Consider the following 18,508-nt stretch of genomic DNA (forward strand, 5'->3'; position numbering starts at 1 on the left):
GCGTAGGCCCGACCGACCGGCGTACGCCCGACGCTCAGCGGCGGGCGTTACGTGACCAACTGAAGCAGTAACCGCCGAAGGCCGCGATGCCCGCCGCCAGCACAGTCAGCAGGACCGGTCCGGACGGCTGGTCCTTGATCGTGTGCAGCGCGGCGTCGAGGCCACCGGCCTTCCGCGGGTCGTAACTGATCGCCGCCCAGCAGAACATCCCGCCGACGACCACGAACGCGATCCCCTTCGCGAAGTACCCGATCCGTCCCAGCAGCACCGTCCCGTCGGAGACGCCGCCGACCAGGTCCTCGGTGAACTTCTTCGTGATCGCCTTGTAGCCGTGGTAGCACCCGAGCGCGATGATCGCGACCCCGACCGCGACGATCAGCACCCGGCCCGCGCCATGCGCCATCAGCCGCGACGAGATCGTCCGCTGCTCCCCGCTGCTCGACCCGCCGCCGCCCAGTGCGACCCGCACCGCGCTCACCCCCAGCACCAGATACACGAGCCCGCGGCCGATCGAGGACAGCGTTTTCTGCAAGTCGAGGTGCCCCCAGACGAGTTCCACCGCCCGCCAGACGACCAGCGCGAACAGACCGATCGCGACGACCCACAGCAGTACGCCGCCGAGCGGCTGGCCGGCCAACTCCCGGAGCGCGCCGTCCTGCGACGCTTCCTGCGACGACCTCCCGAACGCCAGTTGCAGGGCGATCCACGCCACCAGCAGATGGACGACGCCGTACGCGATCAGGCCGACGGTGATCGCAACCTCGTACGGACGGCTGTAACGCACTTCCTGGGCGGTGCTCACACCTGAAAGTGCCCACCCCGGAAACGGTCAGGCGGAACGGTCAGCGGAGACCGTCAGGCGGAGACCGGTGCCGTCGCCTCGCGCTCCGACTCCTCGACGTCGCCGTACTCGCCCTGCCGGTACGCACGGCGGCCGAGGGTCCACACGTAGGTGAAGAATGCCAGTTCGGCGACGATGCCGATCGTGACGCGGACCGCGCCGGGCAGGAACGGTGTCACGAAGGCTTCGATCAGACCCGTGACGAGCAGGACCGCCGCGAGCCCGATCGCCATCCCGATGGTCGCGCGCCCGGTCTGGGCGAGCGCCTGCATCCGGGTCCGCGCGCCGGGCACGACCCAGGACCAGCCGAGCCGCAGCCCGGCCGCGCCGGCGATGAACACCGCGGTCAGCTCGAGCAGACCGTGCGGCGTGATCAGGCTGAAGAACAGGCCGCCCTTGTCGTGGCTGATCATCAGGCCGGCGCTCAATCCGAGGTTGAGCGCGTTGTCCCAGAGCACGAAGACCGACGGGACCAGGAGGATGCCCAGGGCCAGTACGGCGGCACTGATCGTGGCGTTGTTGATCCACACGCGGAGCGCGAAGTCCTGCGCGGGGTTCTCCGAGTAGTAGGCCTCGAAGTCGTGCTCGACGAGCTGCTTGATCTGCGCCGGTGTGGCGATCGAGTCCACCACCTCGGGGTGCGCGAGCACCCGCCACGCAGCCCAGGCGGCGACCAGGTAGAACAGCAGGCCGATCGTGATCCACCAGCGTCTGGACGCGTACAGCGCGGCCGGGAAGCTGACCAGGAAGTACTTCGAGATGTCGCGCCAGACGGGCGCCTGAGCACCTGTCACCGCTCCGCGGGCGTCCGCGATCAGCCCGGACAGGCGGCCGATGGACACCGGGTCCGCGCCGGCTGCTCGCAGGGCGGCCAAGTGGGTGCCGACACGCTGGTACAGCACTACGAGCTCTTCGGCCTCCGCACCGGACAGGCGGCGCTGGCGACGGGTCAGGTACGCCAGGCGGTCCCACTGCGGCTGGTGCACCGAGACGAACGCCTCTACGTCCACTGCCACCTCCTCGACCCGTCTGGCTCCCTGCGCTGGCAGACTAGCCGGACCGAGTGTCTACGGAGGAGGGGGGCGACGACGTGTCTCAGCTGGTCACCGGTGAAGCGGTCGTCCTCCAGGTACGGATCGCGCGGATGCCGACGCGGGCGCTGGCGTGTGCGATCGACGTCGTACTGCAGGTCGTCGTACTGATCGTCCTGATCTCGCTGCTGGCCGGGTTCCTGTTCGGGACCGAGTCGAGTGAGGCGCTGGCGGTCGCGCTGATCTTCATCACGGTGCTGCTCGTGATGGTCGGCTACCGGGTCGTGATGGAGACGCTCACCCGCGGGCGGACGCTCGGCAAGATGGTGCTCGGGCTGAAGGTGGTGCGCGACGACGGCAGCTCGATCCGGTTCCGGCACGCGCTGGTGCGGACGCTGATGTGGTTCTTCGTCGACTTCGCGCCGTGGTTCGCGGCCAGTCCGGGGATCGTGGCGAGCCTGATGAACAAGCAGGGCAAGCGGATCGGGGACATGGTCGCCGGGACGGTCGTCATCCGCGAACGGCACCAGCCGATGGCGTCGCCGCCGCTGTTCGTCCCCGGTCACCTGGTCCAGTGGGCGCAGTCGCTGGAGCTGTCGCGGCTGTCCGACGAACTCGCCAACGCCGCCCGCGACTACCTCGCGCGCTACACCGAACTCCTCCCCGGCCCGCAACTCGCCCTCGGCGAGGCCCTCGCCACCCGAGTAGCCGCCGTCACCGCCCCGGCACCACCGGCGCCGATCATCGCCCCGGCGTACCTCTCCGCAGTCCTTGCCGAACGCCGCCGCCGCGAACTCCACCGCCTAGCCACCCAACGCCCCACCCACACCGGCCTCTTCGGCCCGTATGGGCAGCCGGGCGGGCCGGGTTCGTTCGGGCAACCCGGGACGGCGGTGGGTGGTGTGCCGTCGTACGCGATTCCGCCCGGGCCTTTCGCGCCGCCAAGCCCGTACGGCGTCCTCCCGCCGGCTCCCCCGGCGCCTGGGCCGTTCGCGCCGCCCGCTCCGCAGACGGAGGCCCGCCCCGCAGCCGTCAACGCCCAGGGCTGGGCGGCCCCCGGCAGCAACGAACCCGGCTACCGCTCCTAGCCGGCCGGGAGGACCCCCGCCGCCTCCTATAGTCGGGCGCGCAGCAGGGGGTGCGTCATGTCATCAAGTGCGCGAGGAGAACTCTCTTGACCCGTCGGGAACTCATGGCAGCCACAGCCGGGCCCGTCACCATCGACACCGAACTCTTACAAGCCGCCGGCAAGGTGACGGTCCGGGTCGACCCCAACTGCAAACAGGCCACGATGGTCGTCTCGACCCGCGACACCGAAGGCACGTCGGCCGAAGCTGTGCAGCGCGCGACGCTGACGCAGAACCGCGACGGCGTCCTGTCGGCGAAGGTCAGCGGTCCGTCGAACGGCGGCACGACGATCAGCGGCAACGGGATTGTGATCAACGGTCGCGGCGGCGGAATGACGATCGGCAACATCAGCGGCGGCTCGATCAGCACCGGCCGCAACGGCATCCAGATCTCCGGCTACAACGGCCCGATCACCGTCAACGGCGTACAGATCAACGGCAACGGTTCCGGGGTCAACGTCACGCCGGCGGCGTCACCGATCGAGATCACCGCCGTCGTGCCGCCGGGCAGCGCGCTCAGTGCCCGGACGCAGAGCGCCGACATCGAGGCCGACGGCCTCAGCACGGTCGACGCCCGGACGCAGTCCGGGGACGTGTCGGTGGACGCCGCATGGACCGTCCGCGCCGACAGCCAGTCGGGTGACGTGTCCGTCGACTGGGTGCAGGACCTGGACGCCAAGACGCAGAGCGGCGACATCAGGATCGGCTGGGCGCAGGGGCAGGTGAACGCGAAGTCGCAGAGCGGGGACGTGCAGATCCAGCAGTTCGCCGGCGGATCCGCCCAGGCCAACTCGATGTCCGGCAACGCGCGGGTGCACGTAACGGCACCGCACGGGGACGGTCCCAGAATCGTCCGGGCGAGCTCCATGTCGGGCAACGCGACCATCACGGCCGAGAACGCCCAGGTGGAGCAGAACCTGAACGCCCAGGCCACCTCGATGACTGGCCGGGCCAGCTCCCCGCGGCCCGCGGCCGCCCGCCCGCTGCACCAGAACGATGGCTCGCGTCAGTACAACCAGGCGATGCCGGGACGTTCGGCCAACAACTCCCGCGGTTACTGACTGGCGCGGCGGGATCGGCAGCAGGGCGGTCGGTCCGCTGACAACGCGAACACCCCCGCACCGAAAGGCGCGGGGGTGTTCACACGATCAGTAGCGGTAGGCCTCAGGCTTGTACGGGCCCTCGACCGGTACGCCGAGGTACGACGCCTGCTCCTTGGTCAGTTCGGTGAGCTTCACGCCGAGCGAGTCGAGGTGCAGCCGGGCGACCATCTCGTCGAGGTGCTTCGGCAGCACGTAGACGTCGGTCGGGTACTCCGCGGTCTTCACGAACAGCTCGATCTGCGCGAGTACCTGGTTGGTGAACGAGTTCGACATCACGAACGACGGGTGGCCGGTCGCGTTGCCGAGGTTCAGCAGCCGGCCCTCGGACAGCACGATCACGGTGTGCCCGTCCTCGAACCGGAACTCGTCGACCTGCGGCTTGATGTTGACCCGCTCGGCCCGTTTCACCAGGCCGGCCATGTCGATCTCGTTGTCGAAGTGGCCGATGTTGCCGACGATCGCCTGGTGCTTCATCGCAGCCATGTGGTCGGCGGTGATCACGTCGCGGTTGCCGGTCGCGGTGACGAAGATGTCGGCCTCGCCGACCACGTCGTCCACGGTCGCGACCTGGTACCCGTCCATCGCCGCCTGCAGCGCGCAGATCGGGTCCACCTCGGTCACGATGACCCGGGCGCCCTGACCGCGCAGCGACTCCGCGCAGCCCTTGCCGACGTCGCCGTACCCGCAGACGACCGCGACCTTGCCGCCGATCAGCACGTCGGTGGCGCGGTTGATGCCGTCGATCAGCGAGTGGCGGCAGCCGTACTTGTTGTCGAACTTCGACTTGGTGACCGAGTCGTTGACGTTGATCGCCGGGAACAGCAGCGCTCCGGCCTTGTGCATCTCGTACAGCCGGTGCACACCGGTGGTGGTCTCCTCGGTGACACCCTTGATGCCCTGGCCGATCGTGGTCCACTTCGACGGCGACTCGGCGAGCGTGCGGGTCAGCAGCTTCAGGACGACGCCGTACTCCTCGGAGTCAGCGGTCGACGGGTCCGGAACAGCCCCGGCCTTCTCGAACTCGGTGCCCTTGTGGACGAGCATCGTGGCGTCACCGCCGTCGTCGAGGATCATGTTCGGGCCCTCGCCGCCCGGCCAGGTCAGCGCCTGCTCGGTGCACCACCAGTACTCCTCGAGCGTCTCGCCCTTCCAGGCGAAGACCGGCACACCGGCCGGAGCGTCGGCGGTCCCGTTGCCGACGACGACCGCCGCGGCGGCGTGGTCCTGGGTGGAGAAGATGTTGCAGGACACCCAGCGCACCTCGGCACCGAGCGCGGTCAGCGTCTCGATCAGCACCGCGGTCTGGATCGTCATGTGCAGCGAGCCCATGATCCGGGCGCCCGCCAGCGGCTTGCTCTCGCCGTACTGCGCACGCATCGCCATCAGGCCGGGCATCTCGTGCTCGGCCAGCCGGATCTCCTTGCGCCCGAACTCGGCCAGGCCGAGATCCGCCACCTTGTAGTCGAAGGTCATGCCGCTCCCCTGAAGACTGTGATTCTGACTGACCTGAGCCTAGAGGGCCGAGCCACGCGGTTTGATCGCTCCAGGCGCGTTTTTGACACCGAAATGTCAGGATTGATGCTATGCGCATCACCGAGGCCGCTCGCCAGCTGGGTACCACTCCACGCATGCTGCGCTACCGGGAGGCCCTCGGGCTGCTCCCGCGCTCGCGATCCGAGCACACGTCCCAGCGCCAGTACGACGACCGCGACCTGGCCGCCGTCCGGCTGGCGCTGGATCTCGAACGCCGGTACGACGTGACGCCGGCCGCGCTGGCCTTCGCACTCCGCGCGCTGGCCGAACCGTCCGTGGCCGCCGACATCCGCAACCTCGGCTACCGCACCGGCCGCCTCACCGCGCCGCCGACGCAGGCCGAGCTCGACCGCGAACGCGCACTGCGGTGGCTCGGCCGGTCCGGCGTACTGCCGCCCAGACCGCGTTAGTGCGACGGGGCCTCGGGGACGGCCGGGCGCTCGTCGGGGACGTAGCCCTCGAGGTAGATGTCCGGCTCGAGGTAGACGTGCACCGCCATCGGATCGGCGGCGCGGATCGCCCGCTCGGCGGCGTTGATGGTCTCGGCCACGACGGCCGCGTCGGTGGTCGGCTCGACGCCGAGCTTGGCCGCGACCAGGACCTCCTCCGGGCCCAGGTGCAGGGTCTTGATGTGGATCAGCCGCTGCACACCCGGCGTGTTCTCGATCGCGGCGACGATCTTCTGCTGCGCCTCGCGGGTCGCGGACTCGCCGAGCAGCAGCGACTTCATCTCGATCGCCAGGAAGATCGCGACCACGACCAGCAGCGCGCCGATCGCCATCGAACCCAGGCCGTCGAACACGCCGTTGCCGGTGGCAAGGGTCAGCACGACGCCGATCAGCGCCAGCACCAGACCGGTGAGCGCGGCGAAGTCCTCCAGCAGGATCACCGGCAGCTCGGGCGAGCGGGCGTTCCGGACGAACTTGCTCCAGCCGACCTTGCCGCGGACCTTGTTCGCCTCGACGATCGCGGTCCGGAACGAGAACGTCTCCATGACGATCGCGGCCACCAGCACCGCGACCGGGACCCACTTCCAGTCCTCGATCGGGTGCGGGTCGTGGATCTTGTGGTAGCCCTCGTACAGCGCGAACAGGCCACCGACGCTGAACAGCACGATCGCGACGATGAACGAGTAGACGTAGCGCTCGCGGCCGTACCCGAACTGGTGGAGCTCGCTGGCCTCCCGCTTGGCCCGCTTGCCGCCGACCAGCAGCAGCACCTGGTTGCCCGCGTCGGCGACCGAGTGGATCGCCTCGGCCAGCATCGAGGCCGACTGGGTCAGTCCCCAGGCGGCGAACTTGGTGATCGCGATCCCGGTGTTCGCCAGCAGAGCCGCGACAACGGCCTTGGTTCCGCCACCAGCCATGGTTGTTCAAATCCTCCGGAGAAAGTCAGCGGGCGGACACGACGAACGCCGTGCCGGACCCCCGCAGGGTACAGGGTCCTTCGGTTCCTGAGGCGAACGCGGACTGACCGGCGGACAACGTCACCACGGAGTCCTTGCCCGCGGCATCGACGGTCCCGGCGACGCAGCAGACGATCCGCGGCCCCTCCCCGTCGAGCGTCTTCTCACCGGAGTCGAGGTCGACGCGATGGATCGCGAAGTACTCACAACCCGTCTCGTACGTCAGTACGTCGTCACCGACCGCGGTGGCGGTCAGCACCGGGTCGGCCAGCGGCTCGAAGTCCACCACCGAGACCAGCTCCGGTACGTCGATGTGCTTGCTGGTCAGGCCCCCGCGCAGGACGTTGTCCGAGTTCGCCATGACCTCGAACCCGAGCCCGCGCAGGTACGCGTGCACGTTCCCGGCCGGCAGGTAGACCGCGTCGAACCGCTGCAGGCGCACCCGGTTCAGCAGCAGAGCCGCGAGGACGCCGGGATCGTCCGGGAAGTCCGCGCACAGCTTCGCCAGCGTCTCCCGCTCCAGGGCGAACGCGTCCCCCTGGTACTGCGCGACGGCCTCGCCGAGGGCACCGACGAGCGGCCGGATCGCGTCCCGGTCCCGGCTCATGAACTCGGTGAACGCCTCCCGCAGCTTGCCGTTGCGGAGCTGGTCGGTGAGCTCACCGAAACCGGTCGGCGCCAACGCGTCCAGCAGCGCGACCGTGCGCTCCAGCGGCCGGAACCCGACCAGCGCGTCGAACGGCTCCAGCGCGATCAGGATCTCCGGCTTCGGCCAGGCGTCCTTGTAGTTGCGGTCCGCGGCGTCCCGCGGGATCCCGGCCTCCTCGTCGCGCCGGTACCCGTCGATCGCCTGCTCCCGCGAGGGGTGCGCCTGGATCGACAGCGGCTGCCCGGCGGCCAGCAGCTTCGCCAGGAACGGGAACCGTCCCTCGAACCGCTCGGCCGTCTCCGCGCCCAGCACCGCCTCCGGATCCGCCGACACCACGTCGTACAACGTGTCGCCGGACGGCAGCACCGAGGGCGCCGACTCGTGGGCGCCCATCCACAGCTCCGCCTGCGGCGTGCCGTCCGGCTCCACCCCGAGCAGTTCCGGGAGGGCGGTCGGCGAGCCCCACGCGTAGTCGCGGACGGTGTTCTGCAGCGGCACTACCACGCTGGGTCCTCCGAGGGGTTGCCTGATCCGACCGGGTCGTCGACGGTCGCCATCCCGTACCGGCCGAGGCCGATCCCGAGGTAGGCCGCGGCGTACCGGCCCTGCTGGGTCAGGGCGGCGTACCGCCCGATGTCCGTGCCTTCGGCCTGGGTGATCGTGTGTACGCGGACGTCGTGTGCCTCGGCCTTGGACTCCAGCTTGCGGCGGTGCTCGGCGATGCCGGCCTCGTCCACACCGTCGTCCAGGATGATCAGCGCCGGCCGCAGCTCCGCGGGCTTGTCGAACGGATCCGCGAACAGGTCCCGCGGCGGCTGATCGAGCACCGGCAGCAGGTGACCCGCGTCAGCAGCCAGCGCCGGCCGTCCACTCGCCAGCCGCAGCGCCTCGACCACGCGGCGGGCAGCGCGCGCGGCCAGGACCGAGCCGCCCCACACCAGCGGCAACCCGTCGGCCAGCACCAGCGCGAGTTCCTTCGCGGGGTTGGACGCCACGTCGTTGTTGGGCGAGCACTCGATCGCGACGTCGTCCAGCAACAACGCCACGGCCTTGTGGTCGACCTCCGGGCCGAGCTCCATCTGATGCAGCGCCTGCAGTACGGCGACGGCGGCGGCCAACTGGTCGTCCGACTGGGACGGCAGCCGGATCGCATGCCGGAGACCGGCCGAGGCGATCGCCACCGGGGAGTCCTCCGGCGCGGCGACCATCAGCCCGCAACCACGCCGTACCGCTTCGCCGGCGGCCGACACCGCGTCGGTGTCCTCGGCGGCACCACCGAGGACGATCACGAGGTCGAGCGGACCGGCCCAGCCGGGCAGGCCCGGACCGGGCCAGGCGAGGAACGGGACCGGGCAGACCGGCTCCAGGACGGCCCGCACCAGCCGGGCGTCCCGGCCGGCCGCGACCACGGCCCGGGGACGGAAGCCGTCGGGCTCCAGCTTGTTCAGGGCGTCCTGGGACGCCTCCAGCTCAGCCCGGATCCGGGCACCGGCCATCGCCAGTCGCCGCAGCAGGTGGTCCGAAGCCTCGAGGGCCGCCGGGTCGTCCAGCCGCGTGTCGTCGAAAACGCTCATCAGTTGCTCGCGGGCTCGGACTCCGCACGGGTGTCCCGGGCCTCGTCGATCAGCAGCACCGGGATGTCGTCACGCACCGGGTACGCCAGCGCGCAGGCCGCGTTGGTGCAGATCAGCTCGCTCGCCTCGTCGTCCACGCGGAACTCCGAGCGGCACTTCGGGCAGACCAGGATGCTCAGCAGGTCCGGGTCCAGATTGACGGCCATTCAGTTCTCCCTACGCACCTTTGATCAGGGCCAGTACTTCGTCGCGGACGCGCTCCATCGTGGCCCGGTCCGCGGCCTCGACGTTCAGCCGCAGCAACGGTTCCGTGTTCGACGCACGGACGTTGAACCACCACTGTCCCGCCGCCACGGTCAACCCGTCCAGATGGTCGACGGTCACGCCCTCGACGTCAGAATACGTATCCTCGATCGCCGCGACGGTCGCCGCCGCGTCCTCGACCACGTTGTTGATCTCGCCGGACGCGACGTACCGCTCGTACTCCGCGAACAGCTCGCTCGCCGGCCTGTCCTGCTCCCCGAGCGCGGCCAGCACGTGCAGCGCGGCCAGCATCCCGGTGTCGGCCCGCCAGAAGTCCCGGAAGTAGTAGTGCGCCGAGTGCTCGCCGCCGAACACGGCGTCGGTCTCGGCCATCTGCTGCTTGATGTAGGAGTGCCCGACCCGGGCGCGGACCGGCGTACCGCCGTGCTCGGTGATCAGCTCCGGGACGGCCTTCGAGGTGATCAGGTTGTGGATGACGGCCGCGCCGGGGTGCTTGGCCAGCTCGCGGACGGCGACCGCGCCGGTGATCGCGCTCGGCGAGATCGGGTCGCCCTGCTCGTCGACCACGAAGCAGCGGTCGGCGTCGCCGTCGAAGGCGAGGCCGAGGTCGGCGCCGGTCTCCCGGACCTTGGCCTGCAGGTCGACCAGGTTCTTCGGGTCGAGCGGGTTGGCCTCGTGGTTCGGGAAGTTGCCGTCGAGCTCGAAGTACAGCGGGACGATCGTCACCGGGCCGTCGGCGAAGACGGCCGGGACGGTGTGGCCGCCCATGCCGTTGCCGGCGTCGACGACCACGGTCAGCGGGCGGATGCCGCTCAGGTCGACCAGGTCGTGCAGGTGGTCGGCGTACGCGGTCAGCAGGTCCTTGCGGGTGACGTGGCCGGTCGCGGCCCCGGTCGCCGGGCCCTCGGTCAGGGCCTTGGCGACCAGGTCGGCGATGTCGCGCAGCCCGGAGTCGGAGCCGACCGGGGCCGCACCCGCGCGGCACAGCTTGATGCCGTTGTACTTCGCCGGGTTGTGGCTGGCGGTGAACATCGCGCCGGGCAGGTCGAGCCGCCCGGACGCGAAGTACAGCTGGTCGGTGGACGCCAGGCCGATGTCGATCACGTCCGCGCCGGTGCTGGTCACGCCCTCGGCGAAGGCGGCCGCCAGCGCCGGACTGGACGGCCGCATGTCGTACCCGACCACGACCGCCCCGGGACCCGCGAGCACGTCCAGGACCTCGACGAACGCCGCCCCGGTCGCCCGGGCCACCGACTCGTCCAACTGGTCCGGGACGACCCCGCGCACGTCGTACGCCTTGAAGATCGCCGCAACATCAGCCATGCGTGGACCCTATCCGGCCCACCGACCAAGCTGTATCTCAGGCTCGCTCGAACCAGCCGACGTCCTTGCGGTGGTGGACCTCGGGGAGCTGGCGCGGGCTGGTCGGGGCGGCCCACTTGGCGGCGTTGGCGATGATCTGCTGCACCTCGGGCTGGTGGTACGTCGGGTACTCCTGGTCGCCGGGGCGGAAGTAGAAGACCCGGCCCTGGCCGCGGCGGTAGCAGCAGCCGGAGCGGAACACCTCGCCGCCGGAGAACGAGCTGACGAACACCAGCTCGTCCGGCTGCGGGATGTCGAACAGCTCGCCGTACATCTCCTCGCGCTCGATCACCAGCGGGTGCGGGATGCCCTGCGCGATCGGGTGCCCGGCCGCGACCGTCCAGATCAGCTCGCGGTCGTGGTCGGACCGCCAGTCGAGCGAGCACGTCGTACCCATCAACCGGATGAAGATCTTGCTGAAGTGCGCCGAGTGCAGCGCGATCAGGCCCATCCCGGACAGCACGTGCTTCTGCACCCGGTCGACGACCGCGTCGTCGACGTCGCCGTGCGCGGCGTGCCCCCACCAGGTGAGTACGTCGGTGTCGGCGAGCACCTCCTCGGTGAGACCGTGCTCGGGCTGCTGCAGCCACGCGGTCCGGACGACGACCTCCTGGCCGAGCTTGTCGCGCAGCGCGGCCGCGATCGTCTCGTGCATGGTGTCCGGGTAGACCTTGCGGACGGACTCGTCGCGGCCCTCGTGGACGTTCTCGCCCCACACCGTGACGCGAATCGGTTCAGTCATTGAGCACAACCTCTCGTCCCGCCTTCGCCGAGGCGTAGCAGGCGTCGATGATCTCGGTCCGGAGCAGCGCCTCGGACCCGTTCTGGCCTTCCCACTCACCGCTGCGCACGATCCGGACGAACTCCCGCACCACCGCGCGGTGGCCGAGCCCGGCGCCGGTGGCCGGCTTGACCTCGGCCGGTACGCCGCCGACGTCGGTGAAGATCCGCAGCGTGTCCTCGTTGGTGTAGTTCTGCACCTCGATCTTGGCGCCGCCGTCGGTGCCGAACAGCTCGATGCCGAAGTTGTCCCCCGGCGCCCGGTACGTCGCCCAGCTGGTCTCCAGCTGCAGCGCGCCGCCGCCCGCCAGCCGCAGGTACGCCGTCGCCAGGTCCTCCACCTCGAACGCCGAGCCGAGCGTGTTCGCGTTCGGGTCGCGGCTGCCCTTGCCGCGCGGGCCGAGCTCGGCGAAGGTGTCCGCGGACACCGTGCTGACCTGCGGCTCGCCGAGCAGGTGCAGCGCGAGGTCGAGGATGTGGACGCCGAGGTCGATCAGCGGGCCGCCGCCGGACAGCTCCCGGTTCGTGAACCAGCCGCCCATGCCGGGGATGCCGTTGCGGCGCATCCAGTGCGCCTTCGCGTAGTAGATCCGGCCGAGCTGGCCCTCGTCGATCTGGTGCTTGAGCGCCGCGACGTCACCGCGCTCGCGGTGGTTGAAGACGACCTTCAGCACCCGGCCGGCCTGCTTCGAGGCCTCGACCATCGCGGTGCCCTCGGCGACCGTCCGGGCCAGCGGCTTCTCGGACAGCACGTGCAGGCCCTTGGCCAGCGCCTTGAGCGCGATCGGGGCGTGCAGCTGCGTCGGCGTGCCGATGCTGACCGCCTCCAGCCCCGGCGTCTCGAGCAGGTCCTCCCACTTCTCGTACAGATGCGGTACGCCGTGCTTCTCGCCCAGGCTGGTCAGGGTGTCCTTCTCGAGGCCCGCCAGCGCGATCACCTCGACGTCCGGCAGCTCGGAGAACGCCTCCAGCGCCGTCCGCCCGGCGAATCCCAGTCCAACGACACCGACCCGCAGTTTTTGATCGTTCACACCCACGATCCTCTCCCGATGACAACGAAGGTCACAAACCTGTTTCCACAGTACGGAACAGGTTCGAACGCCGCGGGAGCGGGAGGGGTGTGTCAGTCGCCTTCAGGGTCGAAGTCCGGGTCGATCTGCTCGGGCGACAGCGCGAGGACGTCGGCCAGCTCGAGCACCAGTGCGGACCGCACCAGCCAGGCCAGGCTGCTGCCGGAACGCTCGGCCCGGAGCTCGATCGGGCGCCGGAACACGACGATCCGGTACGGCTCGTGCGACGTCCCGCCGCTGGCGTGGGTGAGCGGGATCTCGGTGGCGTCGAGGTCCAGGTTCGGCACGTCCTCGATCGCGAACTCGACCCGCGCCACCACCTGCGGCAGCCGCTTCTCCAGCCGGGTCACCTCGATCGCGACCACCTCGTCGAACTGCGCGGCGGCGGACCGCTGCAGCGGCAGACCCCGCGGCGCGAACTTGCTCGGCCGGCTGATCGGGCCGAGCATGCCGCGGCCGTGGCGGTCGATGTGCCTGCGATGACGGCGAGCCTCGGTCACGCGCTCAGCCTAGTGGGGGTAACGTCTGTCCGTGAGCATCGCCAGGATCTGTTCGCGCGCCGGATGTCAGAAGCCGGCCGTGTCGACGCTCACCTACGTGTACGCCGACTCCACCTGCGTCCTCGGACCGCTCGCGACGTACGCCGAGCCGCACTGCTACGACCTCTGCGCCGACCACGCCGACCGGTTGACGGCACCGAACGGCTGGGAGGTCATCCGGCTCGCTCCGGACCCGGCCGCCGCCGGCCCGTCCTCCGACGACCTGGAGGCCCTGGCGAACGCGGTCCGCGAGGCGGCCCGTCCGCTGCCGCCACGGGAGCCCCGCGCCGGCACGCCGGGCGCGCCGGTCGAGGTGGCCCGCCGAGGTCACCTCCGGATGCTGCAGGACCCCGGCGCCAACACGAACGAGGGCTAACGCAAAGCGGCGCTGACGTCCGGCTGGGCGCCGAGCTGGGCCCGGAACACCAACGAGGTCGTCAGCGGCCACGCCGCCACTTCCGGCACGTCGTCCTCGCCCGGCTTCGCGGCCGGCATCAGGGTCACGCCCGCAACCACGGTCCCGCGCGTCTGCTGCACCATCAGGTACGTCGCCCGCGGCTGCGCCGGGAACGGGATCTGCGAGGTCGATCCGTTCACCACGTCCAGCGCGCGCGTGACCAGCACCCGGCCGGCCGCGTCCCGCAGCTCGAACTTCACGCTGCCGGCCTTCCCGGGCGCGGTCACCTGCAGGACGGCGGGCTGCTTGTGCGCGGGCAGCACCAGGTACGCTGGTCCGGTCAGCGCGTCCGCGGAGCCGATCGACGAGAACTCGGTCCGGGTGCCGTCGGTGACCCGCATGGACGCGGTCACCGGCTGGTCCGACGTGATCGTGATCCCGCTCGCGTCGCCGTGCAGAACCTGGTCGAGCATGAACGTCTTCACCGACCCGGCCGCGATCTGCACGGTCTCCAGGCCGGCCGGCTTGAACGGCCCGTTCGGCCCGTTCACGGTCAGGCTCGCGGACGCCTGCAGGTCGGTCGGGTTCGCCACCGAGAGGATCCGCAGGCCGGCGCCCGGCGCGACCGCGGGGACGAACACCTTCGTCGCGGGCGCCGCGGACGTGTTCAGCCAGTCGACGCCGCTCGGCTTGCTGCCGTTCGAGGCGTTGGACCGGACGGCGGCCGCGACCCGGCCGCCGGTCGACTCCACGTGCAGCGCGATGTCGCGGAGGTTCGGGGCGACCTGCTTGAGGAACAGCTCGAACGTGCCGTGCGCCGGGACCACGATGCCGCGGGCCGCGGGCAGGTCCTGAGGACCGCTGCGCGCGTACACGCTGACGTTCACCTCGGCGTTGATGCTGTCCAGGTTCGTCAGCACCAGTACGTCGCGGCGGTCGACCGCCCCGGAGGCGCCGACGAACCAGAAGTCCGATCCGGGCAGCTGGCACGGCACGCTGGCCATACCGCGGTTCACGCCCTCCTGGGCGGTCGTCGTACTCGTGCCGACCGTACCCGCGGCGAGCGGGCCGGTGCCCTGGACGGACAGCGGCTGCGGCTTGACGACCACCGGGCTCGACCCGATCGTGCCGCGCTTCAGCAGCGATCCGACCGGGTCGGACGTGGCCGCCAGCGGCGCGATCGACAACGGTTCGGCGGTGCCGGCCGCAGTCGGCGTCCCTTCGGGCAGCAGCGGCGACACCGCGTTGACCACACTGGCCATCTTGCCGCCGGGCGCCAACACCGGGCATGCGAGCGCCGTACGGTTCACGACCGTCCGGGACGGCTCGGTGACCGCGGCCTGCGCGCTGGTGTCCGCCTTCTTCGGCTGGGTCACCACGCCGAGCCCGGCCAGCACGGCCATGGCCAGGACGACGGCGCCGATCCGGAGGCGCGGGTCGGACAGCAACCGGGTCACCGGTCCCTCCTCGCGTGGGTGCCTTGCGGTACGGCGACCGTGCGGCGGACGGTCGGCAGGCAGAAGATCAGCGCGATGATCCAGCCGATCAGCCCGAGCACGCGCCAGACCGAATGCGTCTCGTCGACCAGCGGCGTCTTGCCCTCGACCTTCGACCGGTCCACCAGCCACGAGGCGTCGCCGTCGTTCGCGCTGGCGCGGGTCAGGCCGGGCAGCGAGTCGAGCGTCGCCTGCAGCGTCGGGTCCACCGGACCCGGCAGGTACACGTAGTCGATCGCCAGCCCCGCCAGCTGCCGGCCTTCCTCACCGCTGCCGCCACCGCCGAGGGTCGCGAGGACGTCGGTGATCGGCTTGGTCTGCGCCGCGGTCGGCGCCGCCTCGAGCGAACCCATCCGCGGGCCGCCGTCCTTGACCAGCGAGAACCGCATCTGCCCGGCCGGCGCCTTGCGCACCACGAGAATCGACTGGTTGCCCGGCGGATCCTGCGCGGACACCAGGTACGCCGGGAGATCCTGGGCGGGTCCGCGCCACAACGGCCCGTCGGCGCCACGCACCACCCAGAACCCGGCGGTCACCACCGTCGTCACCAGCACGATCCCGAGCAGACCCTGGACGATGATCTCGGTGGACCTGCCGACCGAGTCCCACGCGACCGTGACGGCGATGATCCAGCCCGCGGTCATCAGGAACATCAACGGCCCGCTGCCGCCGCCGAGCCGGCTCGCCACCAACGTCCCGGCCAGGCCGGCCAGCGCCGCGAACCACCCGAGCAACTCGTACCGCTGCCGCGACTGCCGCAGCAGGCTGACCAGCGCCACCACGATCAGCGGTACGGCGAACCACCAGGGCGCCGGCGCACCGATCGGCGTACCGGTCAGCAGATGCGGCAGGCTGTCGCCCGGCCCGATCGCAGCGGTCGGCGGACCACCGGCCTCCTGACCGAGCTTCGACGGGTGCCGCACCAGCTCCAGAGTCCACGGCAGCACGAGCAGCAGACCCAGTACGACGGAGAACACCAGCTGGCGCCCCTGCCGCCGCCAGCCGAGCCCGAGCACCGCACCGAACACCAGCAGTACGGCGACCAGCAGACCGAGCGCCGGCGTGAACGCGAACAGCACCGCCAGACAGATGCCGGCGAACCAAGCGGCTCGCCAACTGCCCTGAATGACCACGCGCCGCCGCCGGGCCACAGTGTGTACGGCGGCACCGAGCAGCGGCAGCACGATCGCCGCCACACACGTCCCGAGCCGCCCCTGCGAGATCGCACCGTTGGTGAACACCGCCAGCCCGTACGCCGAAGCGCCCCAGGCCCGCGCCACGCGGTCGACGACGAACGCCCGCAGCAACGCCCACGCGGCCAGACCGGCCAACGGGACCGCGCCGAGCAGCAGGATGTTCGCCGCACCGGTCGGACCGAACAGGACGGTCGAGAAGGCCCAGAACTGTGCGAGCCAGGCAGGCGGCGTCACACCGGGTGGAGCCGATGCGGCCGCGTGCCAGAGCGCCGCGATGTTCTCGTGCGCCGGCAGCAGCAACTGAGAACGCAGTACGCCACTTCCGATCAGACCGCGCGCTGCCGCGACCGCTCCGATCGCTAGCACCACCCAGGCGATCAGGAACGGCCGCCGGATCAGCTGACGGCGCCAGCGCGGCTGGTCCGTCGCGACCCGCGCCGTGGACTTGGCCCGGCGGGCCGTGGTGACGACCTGCTCCTCGGGCTCGTCCGCCCAGGCTTCCCGGATCCGCTCGGAGATCGTGCTGGTGGTTTCCTCCAGGTTGTGCCGCAGGGCGTGCACGGACCGGGAGAAGAGGCCTTTGATGTCGTCGTACGGAACTCTGTCGAGGCTGCGGCGGTTCTTCCGCGCGGTCGTCCAGCCGCCGGCCAGCAAGGTGCCGAGCAGAGCGGTCCACTCGTCGACGGCGCCGGACGGCGTCTTGCCGAGCAGGAACCAGATCGAGCGCATCACGGTCCCGAACAGGAACCGCAGGATCAGCAGCGGCAGCAGCTTGCCGGGAGCGTTCGCGAGGACGGTGTAGTAGGCGTGCGCGCGGTCGAGCTGGTACGCGTGCCGCCGGGTGCCGGCCAGGGCCCGCTCGCCGGTGGCCGCAGCCTGCGCGTGGTAGACGACCGCGTCGGGCGCGACGCCGACCTGGTACCCGGCGCGGCTCGCACGCCAGCCGAAGTCGATGTCGTCGCGGAACATCGGCAGCCGCGGGTCGAAGCCGCGCAACGCCTCCCAGACGTCGCGCCGGACGAGCATGCCGGCCGAGCTGACCGCGAGCACGTTGCGCGGCTGGTCGTGCTGGCCCTGGTCGAGCTCGCCGTTCTCGATCCCGGTGTCGCGGCGGCCGCCGAGCGAGGTCGTGACGCCGACCTCGAGCAGCTCGCGATCCCGCGGCCAGAGCCGCAGCTTCGGGCCCCAGACACCGGTGTTCGGCGACATAGTGGCCTGGAGCAACAACTTCTCCAGTGCCTTCGGGGCCGGCGCGCAGTCGTCGTGCAGCAGCCACAGCCACTCCACCACCGGCATGTGGCCGTCGTCGCCGTACGGCCCGACAGCGCTCGGGATCGGCGCGAAACCGTGCGCTTCCAGGCCGCGCGCGACCGCCACCCCGAAGCCGGTCCGCGCCGAGACGCTGACCACCGGCTCCACACCGGGCATCGCGGCGAGCAGCTCGGCGGTCTCGTCGGTGGACCCGGTGTCGACCGCGATCAGCCGGTCCGGACGGGGATTGAGCGCCCACAAGGCCTCGGACAGCCGCGGCAGCCAGGCCGCGCCCTCATGCCCGACCACCACCGCGGTGACGACATGCCGGACCCGCGGACGACCCATCGGGTCGTCGATGTGATCGGTCGGGAAATCGACGGAGTCGAAGAATTCCCAGCCGGCCGGAGCTTCTTGTTCCATGCGGAGCTGTGACACCTCGATGGTTGCGGACGGTCACCGCGACCGCAGGTCCCGGCGAGGAATCACCATACAGCCGCCCTCGGAGTGTCAGGAAAGCCGCGGGCCCCGGGGTGATCGCCCCGGGGCCTCGCGGAAGTCCTGCGTGGAGTTGTGCTGCTGCGGACCGTCAGACGGCCTTCTTCTTCAGCTTGCGGCGTTCCCGCTCCGACAGACCGCCCCAGATCCCGAAGCGTTCGTCGTTCTGCAGCGCGTACTCGAGGCACTCGCCCCGGACGTCGCAACCGAGGCACACCTTCTTGGCCTCGCGGGTGGATCCGCCCTTCTCCGGGAAGAAAGCCTCTGGATCGGTCTGGGCGCACAGCGCCCGTTCCTGCCAGTTCGGCTCCTCCTCGATCGCCTCACCGTCGACAATCGCCATCAGGCCCTCTGTCACGGTACGACCTCCTCGACCCTGTTCGTTCCCCTGT

Annotated in this window: 18 protein-coding genes; 4 read left to right on the forward strand and 14 right to left on the reverse strand. The window is 70.7% G+C overall.

Annotation, left to right across the window (positions count from 1 at the left end; all coding sequences use genetic code 11):
- Positions 1 to 34: 34 nt before the first annotated feature.
- Positions 35 to 802: a DUF1206 domain-containing protein gene (locus tag ABN611_RS04220; RefSeq protein WP_350278434.1), complete on the reverse strand. Its 768-nt coding sequence runs from the start codon at positions 800 to 802 to the stop codon at positions 35 to 37.
- A gap of 53 nt (positions 803 to 855) precedes the next feature.
- Complete coding sequence (locus tag ABN611_RS04225) at positions 856 to 1,851, reverse strand: stage II sporulation protein M (protein WP_350278435.1); 996 nt, start codon at positions 1,849 to 1,851, stop codon at positions 856 to 858.
- A gap of 80 nt (positions 1,852 to 1,931) precedes the next feature.
- On the opposite strand from ABN611_RS04225, the gene ABN611_RS04230 reads away from it, so the two are divergent.
- Positions 1,932 to 2,960 carry an RDD family protein gene (locus tag ABN611_RS04230; protein ID WP_350278436.1) on the forward strand — a complete coding sequence of 343 codons (1,029 nt, stop codon included), beginning with the start codon at positions 1,932 to 1,934 and terminating at the stop codon, positions 2,958 to 2,960.
- Positions 2,961 to 3,046: 86 nt separating this feature from the next.
- Positions 3,047 to 4,060, forward strand: a complete 1,014-nt coding sequence (locus tag ABN611_RS04235) for a DUF4097 family beta strand repeat-containing protein (protein WP_350278437.1) — start codon at positions 3,047 to 3,049, stop codon at positions 4,058 to 4,060.
- An 87-nt stretch (positions 4,061 to 4,147) separates the two neighbouring features.
- Here ABN611_RS04235 and ahcY read toward each other — a convergent pair whose 3' ends face one another.
- Entirely contained in the window at positions 4,148 to 5,575 is a 1,428-nt protein-coding gene (gene ahcY / locus ABN611_RS04240) for an adenosylhomocysteinase (RefSeq protein WP_350278438.1), read from the reverse strand.
- A gap of 110 nt (positions 5,576 to 5,685) precedes the next feature.
- Here ahcY and ABN611_RS04245 point away from each other — a divergent pair, with 110 nt between their 5' ends.
- Entirely contained in the window at positions 5,686 to 6,045 is a 360-nt protein-coding gene (locus ABN611_RS04245) for a MerR family transcriptional regulator (RefSeq protein WP_350278439.1), read from the forward strand.
- Here ABN611_RS04245 and ABN611_RS04250 read toward each other — a convergent pair.
- The 8 genes from ABN611_RS04250 to ABN611_RS04285 form a co-directional block, all read right to left on the reverse strand.
- On the reverse strand, positions 6,042 to 7,001 hold the full coding sequence (locus ABN611_RS04250) for a cation diffusion facilitator family transporter (protein WP_350278440.1): 960 nt from the start codon (positions 6,999 to 7,001) through the stop codon (positions 6,042 to 6,044). The two genes, ABN611_RS04245 and ABN611_RS04250, sit on opposite strands and share 4 nt — an antisense overlap.
- A 25-nt stretch (positions 7,002 to 7,026) precedes the next feature.
- Complete coding sequence (manA, locus tag ABN611_RS04255; protein ID WP_350278441.1) at positions 7,027 to 8,193, reverse strand: mannose-6-phosphate isomerase, class I; 1,167 nt, start codon at positions 8,191 to 8,193, stop codon at positions 7,027 to 7,029.
- A complete protein-coding gene (locus tag ABN611_RS04260; protein WP_350278442.1) occupies positions 8,187 to 9,263 on the reverse strand; it encodes an SIS domain-containing protein in 1,077 nt (358 codons plus the stop codon). The genes manA and ABN611_RS04260 overlap by 7 nt, the downstream gene beginning before the upstream one ends.
- Complete coding sequence (locus ABN611_RS04265) at positions 9,263 to 9,469, reverse strand: Trm112 family protein (protein WP_350278443.1); 207 nt, start codon at positions 9,467 to 9,469, stop codon at positions 9,263 to 9,265. Before ABN611_RS04265 ends, ABN611_RS04260 begins: the two co-directional genes overlap by 1 nt.
- 10 nt (positions 9,470 to 9,479) lie before the next feature.
- On the reverse strand, positions 9,480 to 10,850 hold the full coding sequence (locus ABN611_RS04270; RefSeq protein ID WP_350278444.1) for a phosphomannomutase/phosphoglucomutase: 1,371 nt from the start codon (positions 10,848 to 10,850) through the stop codon (positions 9,480 to 9,482).
- A 37-nt stretch (positions 10,851 to 10,887) separates the two neighbouring features.
- Entirely contained in the window at positions 10,888 to 11,631 is a 744-nt protein-coding gene (locus ABN611_RS04275; RefSeq protein WP_350278445.1) for a ThuA domain-containing protein, read from the reverse strand.
- The gene (locus ABN611_RS04280) at positions 11,624 to 12,700 is read right to left on the reverse strand and encodes a Gfo/Idh/MocA family oxidoreductase (protein ID WP_350278446.1); all 1,077 of its coding nucleotides are present in this window, start codon (positions 12,698 to 12,700) and stop codon (positions 11,624 to 11,626) included. Before ABN611_RS04280 ends, ABN611_RS04275 begins: the two co-directional genes overlap by 8 nt.
- A gap of 92 nt (positions 12,701 to 12,792) precedes the next feature.
- A complete protein-coding gene (locus ABN611_RS04285; RefSeq protein WP_350278447.1) occupies positions 12,793 to 13,239 on the reverse strand; it encodes a metallopeptidase family protein in 447 nt (148 codons plus the stop codon).
- Positions 13,240 to 13,270: 31 nt separating this feature from the next.
- Between ABN611_RS04285 and ABN611_RS04290 the strand changes: the two genes are divergently transcribed.
- A complete protein-coding gene (locus tag ABN611_RS04290; protein ID WP_350278448.1) occupies positions 13,271 to 13,654 on the forward strand; it encodes a DUF3499 domain-containing protein in 384 nt (127 codons plus the stop codon).
- Here ABN611_RS04290 and ABN611_RS04295 read toward each other — a convergent pair.
- From ABN611_RS04295 to ABN611_RS04305, 3 genes are all read right to left on the reverse strand, one after another.
- Positions 13,651 to 15,132 carry a DUF5719 family protein gene (locus tag ABN611_RS04295; protein ID WP_350278449.1) on the reverse strand — a complete coding sequence of 494 codons (1,482 nt, stop codon included), beginning with the start codon at positions 15,130 to 15,132 and terminating at the stop codon, positions 13,651 to 13,653. The genes ABN611_RS04290 and ABN611_RS04295 overlap by 4 nt on opposite strands.
- The gene (locus ABN611_RS04300; protein WP_350278450.1) at positions 15,129 to 18,041 is read right to left on the reverse strand and encodes a glycosyltransferase family 2 protein; all 2,913 of its coding nucleotides are present in this window, start codon (positions 18,039 to 18,041) and stop codon (positions 15,129 to 15,131) included. Before ABN611_RS04300 ends, ABN611_RS04295 begins: the two co-directional genes overlap by 4 nt.
- Before the next feature lie 166 nt (positions 18,042 to 18,207).
- Positions 18,208 to 18,474 (reverse strand): WhiB family transcriptional regulator, encoded by a 267-nt coding sequence (locus tag ABN611_RS04305; protein ID WP_132150138.1) that lies wholly within the window; start codon positions 18,472 to 18,474, stop codon positions 18,208 to 18,210.
- Positions 18,475 to 18,508: the final 34 nt, after the last annotated feature.

This window comes from Kribbella sp. HUAS MG21, from assembly GCF_040254265.1.
GTDB lineage: Bacteria > Actinomycetota > Actinomycetes > Propionibacteriales > Kribbellaceae > Kribbella.